Here is a 14,257-nt window from a genome sequence, read left to right as displayed (position 1 = left end):
CAGTTTATTTACACAGTAAAGGGTGCTGATTTAACCCTTTTGCAACAAACCCAAAATATTCTTTCGGTTTTTGTTGGTAAATCCTGTTCGCAGTTTCTGCGTCATTTACTTCTAAAAACACCGAAGCACCTGAGCCGCTCATTCTAGCATCTCCGAATTGTTTTAGCCAGTCTAAACTCGCTTTTACTTCAGGGTAGATGCTACAAACTACTTTTTCCAGTTGATTTATAAATTCATCGTGTATGTTTTTACCCGCTGAATTTTCAGTGCTTAATTGCGCTATCCCTGAAAAGGCCGCTATTGTCTTAGGAATCGTATCCTTTGTCAATTGCTTATTAGCAAAAATTTGTGCGGTTGATACATGTACATTAGGCGTAAGCACCACATAATAGGCATCATGCAGCGTAAGTGCTTGTAATTGTTCACCAACGCCCTCTGCCCATGCATTGCTACCATAAATGAAGAAAGGTACGTCTGCGCCCAACTGCAATCCTAGCGTTAGTAGTTCTTCGCGGGGCAGGTTAAGCTGCCAGCGCTGATTTAAGGAAAGCAGTACGGTTGCTGCGTCTGAGCTGCCGCCACCTAAACCGCCGCCCATGGGGATTTTTTTATCGACCAATATCTCGGCCCCTAGCTGGCAGCCTGTGTGTTTTTGCAATAATAGGGCAGCACGCACGCATAAGTCTTGTGCTTCTGGTACGCCAGCTACATCGTTCACGCGTTTAATGATGCCGGTATTGGTGGTTTTGATGTGAATGGTGTCGTAATAGTCCAGTAATCTAAATGCGGTTTGTAGTAGATGGTAGCCATCGCTGCGTTGCCCCACGATGTGTAAAAACAAATTAATTTTGGCTGGCGCTAAAAAAGCTTCAAAGTCGTGCATGGCTATGGTTGTGAGTGCTTGAAAGGTAGATTGATATTAAAAGGTGTTAAGTGGATGGCTGTTTAGTTGGTGATGTTGTTCCAGTTTTCTACCAGCAGCTTAAGGTTAACTTGGTCACTTTTCAGAAATATCTTACCCGGTAGCCAGTAGCCATTTTGTTCGGTGTAGTTTGTGAACTCAATTTTCCAGCCGTCTTGCTCTAAGGTGGTGAGTAAGCCTTGCTCATCCCATGTGCTGGCTTGAATTGGGCTGCTTGAGGGGCGGCCTAATGACCAGTCGGCTAATCCTGTGAGTGGTAGTGACCAACCTAAAGCATTATAGGTGAGCGTTTCTGCATTGGCTGCAGATACTTGTTTGCCATTGGCATCGATAAGCGTGATTTGATTGCTGGATTTGGTAATTTGCGCCACCTGGCCGCCGAGCGGTGAATAGAGCGCGATATTGTCGTTGGCTAATGTGTGTTGCCATTGTAGGCCGCCAGAAAATCCCTTGCTATTGGTTTGTACGCCGATTCTGCCCTGTAGCGAGAATTGCTGGATTTTGGCATTGCGCTGTAAATGTGCCTGATTACGTATCGACGAATCTGTGCTCATGGACACTCGCTGCGGCGTGCTTGCGCACGCGGCTAATAAAGTGACCATGCACAGTGCTAAAAAGTGGCGGGTTGGCGGCATTTGCATCGCTAGTGTAGTTTGGGCTGCGGCTACGCTGGCGCTTAGGATTTAAACTTGTTTGCAGTGGTTAGTAGAATTTCGTTATCCGGATCTGCAGTCAAGGCGTCGCTCCATACTTTCTTGGCTTTCTCGAACTCGCCTTTTTGCCATAATACTTCCCCTAGATGCGCTGCAATCTCAGGGTCTGGGTTAATGCGGAATGCCTGCTCCAGATATTGTATGGCTTTGTCTAGGTTGCCTTTGCGGTAATGCGCCCAGCCTAGGCTGTCTAGCATGTAGTGGTCATTCGGGGCAAGCGTTAATGCCTTTTCAATTAAATTGATGGCTTCTTTTAGCTTAATGTTACGGTCGGCAAATGAGTAGCCCAGCGCATTGTAGGCAGCTGCAAAATCTGGTTTTTCTGCAATCGCTCTACGTAGTTCTGACTCCATGACGTCAAATTTAGCTAAACGCTCTGCCGCAAGAGCGTAGTCGTAAACCAGCTCTGGCGTGTTAGGGAGGTTTTTTACCGCTTTTTCTAGCAGATCAAAAGCTTCCTGATTGCGCTTGTCTTTAGCAAGTAAAGCGGCTTGGGCTTTAATTACTAGGATTTGTTGTTCCACATTCAGGTCTTCTAAATTGTCTAACAGCTCAATCGCTTTATCTGTAGATTGCGTGCGTGCAATCAGATTGGCTAAATTAAACTGTGCCTCAAGATAACGTGGCCCGCTTGATACTTTGTTATACCAGGACATGGCGGCTACATCGTGTTTTTGCTTTTCAGCGGTTTGCCCCAGGTAAAGGTAAATCTGGTCAGTATCTTTAAAGTTGTGGGCAATCGCTTGTTTAAAGTCCTTTTCTGCTTCGTTGTAGTCGTTAGTTTGAAAAGCCAGCAAGCCCACAATGGCGTAAATTTCAGCACCGTTGTTTTCTGTTGATTGCTTAGCATTCTCTAAAATAATCGGAAACTCGGCTTTGGCTGCGGCATATTGTTTCTGATTCACCAGGATTTTTGCCAGATTAATGCGAACCTCGTTTGCATCTGGCTGCACTTTTAAATATTCATAATAAAAGGCTGTCGCTTTAGCGGGGGATTGGCGAAATAGCACCTGGCCTTTTAGCAAGGCAACAATAGTCCAGTTTGGGCGTGACTCTTCAGCTTTTGCCAATGCATCTAATGCTACGCTATCTTGATTAGCCACGTATGCAGCTTGTGCAATGGCAAAGTTTGCCTCTGCTAGTTCAGGGTAGGGTTTGGCAAGTGATTGGATCAGTTTTAATACCGCGTCCTTATCTGGGCTGCGGTTTAATAGCGAGTTAATAAATAAAAAGCCACCGGCTCTGGTGTCTTCTTTTACCAGTAATTGCGCCAAGTAAGGCTCTGCTTCGTGTAGGCGACCCGTTGCAATCAGCATCTCGGTCATGGCTTGCTGTGCTTCTGTTGATGCCGGGTCTAGCTCAGCCCAAAGCTTTACCGCAGGGATAGCCAAACTTGGAATGTTGGCAAATGCCCCGATTTTGGCTGCGCGCTCGGCAAGGCGAGGATCTTGCTCGGTACGTGCCAAGTCGTAAAAAATTGCGCCAGCGGTGCCGACCTCACCGCGTTGCCCAGCGACCTCTGCGACTAGATACTTGTATACAAACTCTGCGCTGAGTGTTTTTTCGGCTGGGCTGGCTGGCTCGTTGTTGGTCGCCAACGTGTCTGATTGGTAGCGATTGGGGGTGTTGCTGGCGCAGCTGCTTAGTCCGAGCGCAAGTAAGCACAAAGTAACATTTACCGCGGTAGAGATTGCAGAAGTTTTTTTCAGCGGCATGTTCAAATCTAGTTTTTTCGTCATCAGTGTATGTGAAACTGTTTTATAAAATGGATCGATTTAGTTATATAGTAAATTACGCGTTTATAGATTGCATTAACTTTAATAAGATTCGCTCAATATTTATGCTGTGTGGCAGCGAGCCTTCTGATATTTAGCTTAAACACTGTATCATGCTTCGTTGCTTCTTAGTCCGTGACAGCGACTGCAAGTTCCGACATAATTACAGGTTGACTATAACGCAAGTGAAATGAACTGTCGCCTATAGATTCGAACCTATAGATTTGTTTTATCTGGGTCAGACTTTTTATGATGTTTTTATAAAATTGGTAGTAACCGTCTGTATTTAAACGAATGTTTTAAAATTGAGTACCTATGAATAATTTTACAGTTGAGGCAATTGAGCTTACGCGGCTTTATGGAGGTCGCGAAGCAGTAAGTAATGTAAATTTCACCTTAAGTAAGGGCGAGGTTTTGGGGTTCTTAGGCCCCAATGGTGCCGGTAAATCTACCACCATGAAAATGCTCACTGGCAATCTGGCGCCTAGCTACGGTAGTGTCAAGATTTGCGGTATCGATATGATGGAAAATCCAAAAGAGGCGAAAGCCTTGATTGGTTACCTGCCGGAAATGCGCCCCCTATATAAAGAGTTAACTGTTGATGAGTACCTAACGATGGCGGCCAGGCTGCATCGCGTGAGTGCTAAAAATATCAAAAAGGCCGTAGAAAATGCGAAAGAGCGTTGTGGTTTAACGCATATGAGCAAGCGCCTGATTGAGAACTTGTCCAATGGTTATCAGCAACGCGTAGGGATTGCACAGGCGATTATTCATAGCCCGATGGTGGTGATTCTGGATGAGCCAACCGTGGGCTTAGACCCAATTCAAATTCGTGATATTCGTACCTTAATTCGTGAGGTTGGTACGGATCATAGCGTGATTATCTCTACACACATTCTGCCTGAGGTGGAAATGGTGTGTGATCAGGTGCAAATCATTGATAAAGGTAAGTTGGTTTTCAACGGCTCAATTGATGTGCTTAAGCGTCAGCGTGTGGGTAATAAACTGTTGATTGGCTTACGCAATCCGCCTGCGATTGAAGAAGTTCTAAGAATATCAGGCGTTTCTGAGGCTGAAAGTTTAGCCAATGGTTTGATGCGCGTGCGTTATGCCGAAAGTACTGAGCCAGCCGAGGCGATTGTACAAGCTGCAGTGCAACAAGGCTGGGGTTTATATCAAATTGCACCGGACCAAACCAGCTTGGAAGACGTGTTTATGCAGTTGACTTATCAAGAGCAACTTGCTGTTTAATCAGCAAGTTATGCACTATACCGCTGTTTAATTTGGTTCAATCGAGTCACTTTTCAGTATAACAATCGGGTATTTAAGGTTTTATTTATGATTATCAATGTCGCAAGAAAAGAACTTAAAAGTGTGTTTGCCTCGCCAATGGGCTGGGTGATTTTATCGCTGCTGATGTTTGCTTTTGGCACGCAATATTTAAATGCAGTGAATGATTACTTTGCCGTGATGTCTGGAGCAATGCGCCCAGCTGAGCGTACCGGCGTGACCCAGTTTGTTGGTCAGTCTGTGTATGGTTTGGCTTCATTTATCATGTTGTTTGCAGTGCCGCTGTTGTCTATGCGACTGATTTCTGAAGAGCGCCGTAGCCAAACCCTGCCATTTTTATTCAGTGCGCCGATTTCACTGACGGAAATTGTGGTCGGTAAGTTTGTAGGCTTAGTTGCGTTTTTAAGTGTGTTAATTGTGTTTATCGCGGCAATGCTATCTACGCTGAACATTTGGGCTGACATTGACTTTGGCTTTTTGTTAGCTAACTCACTGGGCTTGCTGTTGATGGTGGCGGGCTTTTCTGCGCTGGGTATTTACTTCTCAAGCTTAACACAGCAGCCGGTGATTGCAGCAATCCTAACCTTTATTGCGCTGTTTGCATTGATGATGCTAGACCGCTTTTTTGGCGACGACCCGACCAATGTGCTTGGCAGCTTATCTCTCACACGACACTTTCAATCATTTGCCAGTGGTTTGATTGATAGTGCAGATATCGTCTATTTTATTTTATTCGCAGTGACATTTTTAACCTTAACAGTGCGTCGCCTAGATGCTGACCGCTTACGTGGTTAATTGGAATTTCTAACATGAACATTAATCGTAAATTACGTTTTCAGTTATTAGTACAAAACTGGTTTTTTGTCGTACTGTTTTTAATGCTGGTGGTGTTGCTAGGGTATTTTGCTAGCCAATACCGCACTGCCAAAGATATTACACAGGCTAACCGTAATATTCTGACGCAGGGTAGTGTGAACGTGCTCAAGCAAATGAAAGCACCGGTTAACATTACCGTGTATGCCACCAAAGATGATGCATCAAGCGGTGATGTGTTCCGCAAAGGGATTGTGGACTTTGTGGCACGTTACCAACGCGATAAGCATGATATTCGCCTGAAATTCGTGAACCCATCTGAAGAACCTAAGCTCGCGCAAGATGCCGGCGTGAAGGTGGATGGTGAAGTGGTGGTGGAGTACCAAAAACGTACTGAGCATATTACACCGCCATTTGCCGAGCAAGAGTTCACCAACTTACTGGTGAGATTATCACGTACTAATCAGCAAGCGATTATGTACTTGGATGGTCATGGTGAGCGTAACTTACTGGGCGTTAAAAACCACGATTTAGGTGAGTTTGGTAAGCAGTTGGAAAGCAAAGGCTTTAAATTTGCCAACCCAGACTTAACCATCGCACAGTCTGTGCCACGTAATGGCGCTATGTTGGTGGTGGCTAGCCCGCAAGTGGATATCAGCGACATTGAGGCGCAAAAGATTAAGGCCTACCTAGAAGCCGGCGGTAACTTGTTGTGGTTGCTAGATGATAATGACTATAAAGGTATGCAAGCGGTTGCCGACTACTTAGGTCTGAGTGTGTCGCCTGGTGTTGTGCTAGATATGGCATCCGCCCAATACGGTGCAGATGCCCGTGTTGCTTTTGCCAGCCTATATGGTGAGCATCCTATTACCACCAACTTTATGTTGCGTACCTTGTTCCCAGAGTCACATGAGGTGAGTGCAGTAGGTACCGACGATAACGGCTGGAAAGTAAGTAAACTGGTTGAGGTGGCACCGAATGGCTGGCTTTCTGCTGCAAAACTGGCAAAAGGTGCTAAGCCTGTGTTTAATGAAAAAGCAGACAAACGCGGCCCTATCAACGTGGGTGTTGCCTTGGAGCGTATCTACGGTAAAAAAGGCCAGCGTGTGGTGGTAATGGGTAATGCTAACTTCTTATCGAATACCTTTATTACCAATGGTGGTAACCTGGACTTAGGCATCAACATCGTGAACTGGTTAGCTGGTGATGACAATCTGATTACGATACAGCCTATGCCACTAAAAGACATTAACGTTTCTATTCCGGATACCGATCAAGGTCGCTTGGTTGCTTGGACCGTGTTTCATGGCTTCCAGTACTTTATCCCGCTGGGCTTCATGCTCGCTGGTTTTTACTTCTGGTGGAAACGCAGAAGAGCTTAATCTGGCAGCGCTTAATGTAGGCGTGCTGAATTAAGCTAACTATTTAAATGTGTTATTGCGGAATGTATTGTTGTTTAAGGGTGTGACATGAAAAAACGTTGGTTATTGAATCTAATTTTGCTTGCGGTCGTTGCGGGTTTAATCACATTTTTATATGTACGCCCTAAAACTGCAGTCGATGCAAAAAAAGAGTACGAAGTTTCGCCATATAAGCTGGCAGAGTTTAATGCGATTGGCATTGAGTTCCCGGCAAAAGCACCAGTGACGTTTGAGAAGGTGGATAAATACTGGCGCTTGACTGCACCTTACAAAACCCGTGCTGACCAGTTATCCGTGCAACGTATTCTAGCGATTGTGGCGGCTAAAAGCCCTGAGAAAATCGTATCAGACGATATGGAAAAATTTGGCTTGGTTAGCCCTGCGTTTAAGCTAAAGCTGTATAGAGATAAAGACAACGTAGAGGAGTTTTTATTTGGTACCCACAGCCCGCTTACCGATGAGCAGTATATTGCGCATAAAGGTACGGTTTATTTAATCCCTAATTCATATGCAGAGGCAGCCTCTACGCAAGTGATTGAAATGGTGGATAAAGCACCATTGAAACCTACCGAAAAGGTGGCTGGTTTTGACTTTAGCCGCCTCGAGCAGTGGGAAACGTCTAGATTGAATCTAGATTTAGTGAATGGTCAATGGAAGGTTTCGATTAAAGAGGCTAAACCATTACAAAATGAAATGAACGAATGGGTAGATTACTCATGGGAGCATACGATGGCAAAATCAGTGGAGTTATACACGCCTGATCGCAAAGCGGTTTACCCTTCATTTGAAATTAAACTAGCCGACGGCAGTAAAGTGCATTTTGATAAGGTACAAGAGTCGCCTGATTTAATATTAGCTCGTCCGGATGAGGGCATTATGTATACCTTTCCATCCGACTCTGGTTTTGTGATGCTGAACCCGCCTATCAATGTGCCAAGTAAGTAATGTGAGACGGTAGTACACTTAAATTTTGAAGCTTTAGAAGATCCCCCACGGTGCTTGCATGTGGGGGATTTTTTTAGGAATGAACCCATATGCCAGAACTCCCAGAAGTAGAAACCACACGCTTAGGATTACTGTCGCTTGTAGAGCAAACGGTTGCACAAGTAGTGATTCGCAACCCATCTTTGCGTTGGCCGATTCCTGATAATCTGGCAGATTTGTTGCAAGGACAAACTTTAAGGGCGTTAACGCGCCGTGCTAAGTATATTCTTGCGCATTTTGATCACGGGGTTTTATTGCTGCATTTAGGGATGTCTGGGCGTATTTGCCTGTTGGCTAAAAATGAAACAGCACAAAAGCATGATCACTTTGATCTTGTATTTACCGATGGCCAAGTGCTGCGTTTGCGAGATCCACGCCGCTTTGGTGCTGTGCTGTGGGCTGGTGAGCACTACACGCAGCATAAGCTGCTTAGCGTGCTGGGGCCAGAGCCGTTAGATGATGCGTTTACCGGCGCTTATTTGCAGCAGCATATCCGTACCCGTACCGCTGCTATCAAAACCACGATTATGGATGGTCATTTGGTGGTTGGCGTGGGTAATATCTACGCGAGTGAGTCTTTGTTCCGTGCCAGAATTAATCCAGCGACGCCAGCTAATAAACTGAACCTGCGGCAGTGTGAAACGCTAGTGGCAGAAATTAAGGCGACTTTAAGTGATGCGCTGAAAGCCGGTGGTAGTAGCTTGCGTGACTTCTTTGGCACGGATGGCAATCCGGGCTATTTCCAGCAGCAGTACTTTGTTTATGGTCGCACCGGAGAGCCGTGCCGGGTATGCGGTAAGCATATTTTAAATATCAAGCAAGGGCAGCGCTCTACGTTTTATTGTGGCGTATGTCAGAAGCTCTAATGTGTTGATGGGTACGTGTTTTAATTGATTTGAAGCGTTGTGTTTTTATTATGATCAACCCTTAAACTTTGGCCATTTGTTGTAACCAATCTCAGGATTGTTCGCGTTGTGCTCTAAGATTAGCCGTGACTCTATTTGATTTACTTCTTCGGTGCTTTCTGACTCAAAAATGACTTGTTTTCTGATTGTAAAGTCGCGCTGCTCTTCTTCAGAAAAGTCTTTTTTAACAGATTCACTGTTAACGCTACCAAAATAAGTAAGCGTGTTGGTAAGGTCTTTACCAATATAAATTTTCCCATTTGGGTATGTTATTTTGTAGATAACTTTTTTCATGCACCAGTGCTTAAAGTGTTCAGCGGCTAATGCTGCCTTGCCGCATGCTCGTGTAAATAGCCCGCTGGTTTTTCTGGGCTTCCGCCAATTTTTTGCGGTAAGAGTGAACCGATAATCATGGCTAACACACTCACACCTAAGCCTATCAGTTGTGGCGGTACTAGGCCAGCCTCACCGATCAGCACTTCGATCAGTACCCAAGTGCTAATACCACCGATGATGGCAGCCAGCGCACCTTGTGAGGTGGATCTTTTCCAGAACACGCCAAAAATAAGCGGAACAAATGCGCCAGCCAGAGTGATTTTATAGGCCGACTCTACCATGCCAAAAATCGAACGCTCCGAGTTGAGTGCGTAAAACAGCACGCACATACCAAAGCCGAGCAGGCAAAGGCGCATCACCCTCAGGAAGCCTTTGTCACTTAAGTGTGGCATATAGCCTTTTACGATGTTTTCTGCAAAAGAGACAGATGGCGCTAACAGTGTGGCGGATGAGCAACTCATAATGGCTGACATCACTGCACCAAAGAAAATAACCTGAGCGAGCAGTGGCGTATGCTCTAACACCAAGTAAGGCAGCACGCGTTGCGAGTTTTCTACCACCAGCGCGCCATAGTGTGCTGGGTCTATCAATGTGGCAGAGTAGGCAATAAACATAGGCACGAAGGTGAAGCAAAAGTACACCGTAGCACCTAGCATAGAGCCCCACAGTGCAATTTTTGCACTCTTGGCAGAGGTAATGCGCTGAAATACGTCTTGTTGCGGGATAGAGCCTAGCATCATGGTTAGCCAGCCGCCGAGGAAGGTCAGCCACACCCAGATATCTGCACCTTTAGGGAAAAAGTCTAGTTTACCTGCTGCACGTGCGTGTTCAATGACCGGAGTAACGCCGCCTGTCATGTCAGAAACAATGCTGCCTATGTATAGTAAACCGCCTATGACTACGATCATTTGTACAAAGTCCAGTACCGCTACGGAGAGCATGCCGCCAAATGTGGTATACGTCAGCACTATGGCCGTACCAAGTATCATGCCCGTATCTTCACTAACCACGCCATCGGTAATAATGTTGAAAATAAGACCTAACGCCTTAATTTGCGCGGCCACCCAGCCTAGATATGAAATAACAATGGCAATCGTGGTGAGCACTTCTACGGCACGGTTGTAGCGCATGCGGTAAAAGTCACCCAGCGTGATAATGTTGAGCTTATAAAGTTGGGTGGAGAAGAAAACACCGGCGATCATCAAGCACATACTGGCGCCAAATGGGTCGGCAGCGACACCATTTAAGCCTTTAGTGACAAAGGTAGCCGATACGCCAAAAATTGCCTCTGCACCAAACCATGTGGCAAACACAGTTGCAACTACCACTGGCAGTGGCAGGTGTCGCCCGGCGACCGCGTAGTCTTTGGTATTTTTTACGCGCGTGGCGGCCACTAAACCTATGGTGATAGAAACTAATAAGTAGACGACGACAAACCAAATCAGCATAGCAGAACCCTAAAGTTTTATCTTTAACATGAGCGATGCCATGAGTATCGCTTTCAGGCTGTCAAATGTCAGGTGTGTGGCCATAATCGGGTGAGTAGCTATCATGATGCTGTTGAACTGTGCGTAAATTAAAAGCGGTTGGTTAATAAAACGGTTAGTGAGTAAAACTAGTGAATAAAGTAAGTGCCGATGACCAACAATACTTCTACCAGTGCCAATACGACAATGGCAATCACCAATCGTTTTTGCCATGTGGCTTGTAACTGCTGTGCTTGCACCAATTGCTCTATGGATGCACGTAATGGCACATCCTGTTCGGCCTGATTGGTCTGTGTTAAAAACTGGTGTGCCAGCCTTGGCATTTGCGGCATGCTCTTAATAATATGCGGCAATTCGTTTTTAAAGTTCTTAAGCATAGAACGCCAGCCGATTTGCTCACTCATCCAACGTGTTAAAAACGGCTGCGCACTTTTCCATAGGTCTAGATTCGGATCTAGTTCACGGCTTAGGCCTTCAATGTTAAGTAGTGTTTTTTGCAGCATAATCAGCTGTGGCTGAATAATGACCCCAAAGCGACGTGCCATTTGAAACAAGCTCAGTAGGGTACGCGCAAAAGAAATATCTTTTAATGGTTTGTTGAAAATTGGCTCGCAAATTGCGCGTACTGCAGTTTCCAGTTCTTCGCGCTTGGTGTCTGCCGGTACCCAGCCTGAATCAATATGCGCTTGTGCAACATCGCGATAATCGCGGTTGAAAAAAGCCAAAAAATTACGGGCAAGGTAGTATTTATCTACTTCGTTTAACGCGCCCATGATGCCAAAATCCAGCGCGATATATTTACCGTCATCCGCAATCTGAATGTTGCCTGGGTGCATGTCGGCATGGAAGAACCCGTCGCGGAATACCTGTGTGAAAAATATTTCTACACCATCTCTTGCCAGCTTGGATGTATCAATGCCTTTGGCGACCAAGGCGTCACGCTGGCTGATCTGTGTGCCGTACATGCGCTGCATCACCATCACCTCTTTACGACACCAGTCCCAATGTACATCTGGCACGATAAGCATGGATTTATCCGCGAAATTACGCCCGAGCAAACTGCAGTTTGCGGCCTCTAAGGTCAGGTCTAATTCGCTTTCAGTATGTCGAGCAAACTCGGCCACAATTTCACGCGGTTTTAAGCGTTTAAATTCAGCAGAGATGCTTTGCAGCACTAAAGCAAAGGTGTCCATGAGCAGCAAGTCGTGCGCAATGGTTTTTTCGATATTTGGCCTTAATACTTTAACGGCAACCGGCTCACCATGCGGGAGATGTGCAAAATGCACTTGCGCTACCGAGGCACTGGCAACCGGTGTTTCATCAAACTGTGAGAAGCGTTGCGCGAGCGGTTCGTTAAATGCTTGGGTGATAATATTTTCCACTTCAGCAAAGCTAAATGGTGGAACTTGGTCTTGAAGCTTGGCTAGTTCATCAGCAATATCTGCCGGGATTAAATCGCGACGGGTGGATAGCATTTGCCCGAATTTTACGAAAATGGGCCCCAGTGCTTCTAAGGCTAGCCTTAGTCGTGCGCCACGCGGCGTGCTGGTGTTGCGCCAAAACAGCAGTATGCCTATGGTGGATTGCAGCGGTTTAAGCTTGCTGTGGCTGAGGATGAACTCATCTAAGCCAAAGCGCAGAGTGATAAAAATAATGTAAAAAAGCCGAAAAATCCGCATAAATTATTTAACGCTATCTGTAACTTGGTGTTGTGGGGTCGCGCCGGCGTCGCTAGTGCTTGCTTCTCGTGCTTTGGTAAGCTTTTGCAGCCGCTTCTCAAAGCGCTCTACGTCTGAACGCAGGTGGTCAACGTCATGGTTAAATTGATCCACATGCCTTTTTTTTGCGAGTATAGGCTTTTCTTCTTGCCAGTACTCACTGAGCATGCTGGCAAAGTTAACGCTGGCATTTTTCAGGCTTTGTGCTGAGCTTCTGGCGAAGTTGCCGATTTTATTAGCTGGTACATCGCCTACCAGCTTGCTTAAGTCATCTTCATAATCCCAATGCAGGTGAGATAGCACTTTGGCTAATGCTGTTGCCAGGTGGGTGTCGCCCGTCACTTCAATTTGCAGTTTGGCTGCTTCATCTTTAGCCAGTAAGCGCGGCAGTAAACTGGGGGCGATATTGATGCTGGCATCGGGGATATTGGTCTCGCCCGCCATCGCCAGGCTGCCGTCTTCTAAAATTACCAGTGTGCTGTGAACGGGGGCAATGGTCACGCGTACTGACTTACCGGCAAACGGTTGCAGTAGGCTGCAAGCCCACGTATTTTGTGCAATCAGATGTTGCAGTATGTGTGTGCTAAAGCTTTTGAACATCAGGTTTTATAACCCTTGTGCAAGGCCACCACGCCGGCTGCCAAATTGTAGTAATCTACCTTGCTTAAGCCAGCATCTACCATCATTTGCTTCAGTGTTTCTTGGTCCGGGTGCATGCGGATAGACTCAGCTAGGTATTGGTAGCTATCTGCATCTTTTGCCAGCAGCTTGCCCATGATAGGCAGCAGTTTGAATGAATAAACATCATAGGCTTTAGATAAGGGTTGCCATACTTTTGAGAACTCAAGCACCAGCAGGCGACCGCCTACTTTGAGTACGCGCTGCATCTCAGCTAATGCTTTATCTTTATGCGTCATATTGCGCAGGCCAAAAGCCACGATTACGCAATCAAAATATTGGTCAGGGAACGGTAGTTTTTCGGCATCACACTGCATGGCTGGTACGTTTAGGCCCGCATCCAGCATGCGGTCACGCCCCACGCCTAACATTGATGCGTTGATGTCGGTTAATATGACTTGACCTGTCGGGCCTACTTTTTTTGCAAATAGCTTGGATAAGTCGCCGCTGCCGCCGGCAATGTCGAGCACTTTGTCGCCGGGGTTCACGCCGCTTACGCTCACCGCAAAACGCTTCCAGCTGCGGTGCAAGCCGGCCGACATTACGTCGTTCATTAAATCGTATTTGTTGGCAACTGAGTGGAATACCTCAGCTACTTTTTTTGCCTTTTCGGTCTCAGCAACAGTTTTAAAACCAAAATGTGTATTTTGCTCGGATGTCATTGCAGTCTATTCTTTAAGATAAGTTCTTGCGTGTATGCCCAGCAGCGCTTAATTTACCTAGATATTCTATCCAGAGTGATTCGTAGTTACGTGCTAGATCGTATAAGTAATCCCATGAGTACAGACCAGTGTCATGGCCGTCAGTAAACACCAGCTTTACTGCATAATTGCCTACAGGGAGAATGGCTGAAATGTTGACATCTTCCTTACCAACTTGCAGTACTTCCTGACCGTGTCCGTGACCACGTACCTCTGCGGACGGTGAGTAAACGCGCAGGAACTCGCAAGACAGCATGCATTCGGTATTGTTATCAAATTTAATTTCCAGCAAACGCGACGCTTGATGAAGTTTGATATCAATTGGGCGAGGTGCATTTTGTGTATTTTCGCTCATGGCTTGCTTAACTTCGTTAAAAAATAAGATGATAACAGAATGAGTTAGTTTGCTGATAATCTACGACACAACCGTTCATATTTAATAATTAACCGCTTGTCTGAATCATTTTCAGATATATAGGCAATCGAGCACAGATTTATTTGCAGATTGAATTAA

General features: G+C 45.8%; 14 protein-coding genes. 5 read left to right on the top strand and 9 right to left on the bottom strand.

Going from position 1 to position 14,257, the window contains the following annotated elements:
- Positions 1–4: 4 nt before the first annotated feature.
- The 3 genes from ispE to MMOL_RS09255 form a co-directional block, all read right to left on the bottom strand.
- A complete protein-coding gene (gene ispE, locus MMOL_RS09265) occupies positions 5–883 on the bottom strand; it encodes a 4-(cytidine 5'-diphospho)-2-C-methyl-D-erythritol kinase (protein WP_015832768.1) in 879 nt (292 codons plus the stop codon).
- A gap of 62 nt (positions 884–945) precedes the next feature.
- Positions 946–1,557, bottom strand: coding sequence for a lipoprotein insertase outer membrane protein LolB (gene lolB / locus MMOL_RS09260; RefSeq protein WP_015832767.1), 612 nt, complete (start codon positions 1,555–1,557; stop codon positions 946–948).
- A 41-nt stretch (positions 1,558–1,598) separates the two neighbouring features.
- Positions 1,599–3,374 (bottom strand): tetratricopeptide repeat protein, encoded by a 1,776-nt coding sequence (locus MMOL_RS09255; RefSeq protein WP_015832766.1) that lies wholly within the window; start codon positions 3,372–3,374, stop codon positions 1,599–1,601.
- 351 nt (positions 3,375–3,725) lie between these two features.
- Between MMOL_RS09255 and MMOL_RS09250 the strand changes: the two genes are divergently transcribed.
- The 5 genes from MMOL_RS09250 to mutM all read left to right on the top strand — a co-directional run bounded on the left by MMOL_RS09250 (position 3,726) and on the right by mutM (position 8,784).
- Positions 3,726–4,661, top strand: coding sequence for an ABC transporter ATP-binding protein (locus tag MMOL_RS09250; protein ID WP_015832765.1), 936 nt, complete (start codon positions 3,726–3,728; stop codon positions 4,659–4,661).
- Between the two features lie 87 nt (positions 4,662–4,748).
- Entirely contained in the window at positions 4,749–5,495 is a 747-nt protein-coding gene (locus tag MMOL_RS09245; RefSeq protein WP_015832764.1) for an ABC transporter permease, read from the top strand.
- A 14-nt stretch (positions 5,496–5,509) separates the two neighbouring features.
- Positions 5,510–6,895, top strand: coding sequence for a GldG family protein (locus MMOL_RS09240; protein ID WP_015832763.1), 1,386 nt, complete (start codon positions 5,510–5,512; stop codon positions 6,893–6,895).
- Positions 6,896–6,982: 87 nt separating this feature from the next.
- Positions 6,983–7,879: a DUF4340 domain-containing protein gene (locus tag MMOL_RS09235; RefSeq protein ID WP_015832762.1), complete on the top strand. Its 897-nt coding sequence runs from the start codon at positions 6,983–6,985 to the stop codon at positions 7,877–7,879.
- 89 nt (positions 7,880–7,968) lie between these two features.
- Positions 7,969–8,784 carry a bifunctional DNA-formamidopyrimidine glycosylase/DNA-(apurinic or apyrimidinic site) lyase gene (mutM, locus tag MMOL_RS09230; RefSeq protein ID WP_015832761.1) on the top strand — a complete coding sequence of 272 codons (816 nt, stop codon included), beginning with the start codon at positions 7,969–7,971 and terminating at the stop codon, positions 8,782–8,784.
- Positions 8,785–8,838: 54 nt separating this feature from the next.
- Here the strand turns inward: mutM and MMOL_RS09225 are convergent, their stop codons facing one another.
- The 6 genes from MMOL_RS09225 to MMOL_RS09200 form a co-directional block, all read right to left on the bottom strand.
- Positions 8,839–9,117, bottom strand: a complete 279-nt coding sequence (locus tag MMOL_RS09225) for a GIY-YIG nuclease family protein (protein WP_015832760.1) — start codon at positions 9,115–9,117, stop codon at positions 8,839–8,841.
- Positions 9,118–9,143: 26 nt separating this feature from the next.
- On the bottom strand, positions 9,144–10,607 hold the full coding sequence (locus MMOL_RS09220) for a high affinity choline transporter 1 (protein ID WP_015832759.1): 1,464 nt from the start codon (positions 10,605–10,607) through the stop codon (positions 9,144–9,146).
- A 167-nt stretch (positions 10,608–10,774) separates the two neighbouring features.
- Positions 10,775–12,325 (bottom strand): ubiquinone biosynthesis regulatory protein kinase UbiB, encoded by a 1,551-nt coding sequence (ubiB, locus tag MMOL_RS09215; protein ID WP_015832758.1) that lies wholly within the window; start codon positions 12,323–12,325, stop codon positions 10,775–10,777.
- Positions 12,326–12,328: 3 nt separating this feature from the next.
- Positions 12,329–12,964 carry a ubiquinone biosynthesis accessory factor UbiJ gene (locus MMOL_RS09210; RefSeq protein ID WP_015832757.1) on the bottom strand — a complete coding sequence of 212 codons (636 nt, stop codon included), beginning with the start codon at positions 12,962–12,964 and terminating at the stop codon, positions 12,329–12,331.
- The gene (gene ubiE, locus MMOL_RS09205) at positions 12,964–13,704 is read right to left on the bottom strand and encodes a bifunctional demethylmenaquinone methyltransferase/2-methoxy-6-polyprenyl-1,4-benzoquinol methylase UbiE (RefSeq protein WP_015832756.1); all 741 of its coding nucleotides are present in this window, start codon (positions 13,702–13,704) and stop codon (positions 12,964–12,966) included. The genes MMOL_RS09210 and ubiE overlap by 1 nt, the downstream gene beginning before the upstream one ends.
- Before the next feature lie 13 nt (positions 13,705–13,717).
- Positions 13,718–14,098: a gamma-butyrobetaine hydroxylase family protein gene (locus tag MMOL_RS09200; protein ID WP_015832755.1), complete on the bottom strand. Its 381-nt coding sequence runs from the start codon at positions 14,096–14,098 to the stop codon at positions 13,718–13,720.
- Positions 14,099–14,257 lie beyond the last annotated feature (159 nt).

Source organism: Methylotenera mobilis JLW8, assembly GCF_000023705.1.
GTDB classification, from domain to species: Bacteria; Pseudomonadota; Gammaproteobacteria; order Burkholderiales; family Methylophilaceae; genus Methylotenera; species Methylotenera mobilis.
Note: the sequence above shows the minus strand (reverse complement) of the source record. Positions and strands in the feature narration are given on the sequence as shown.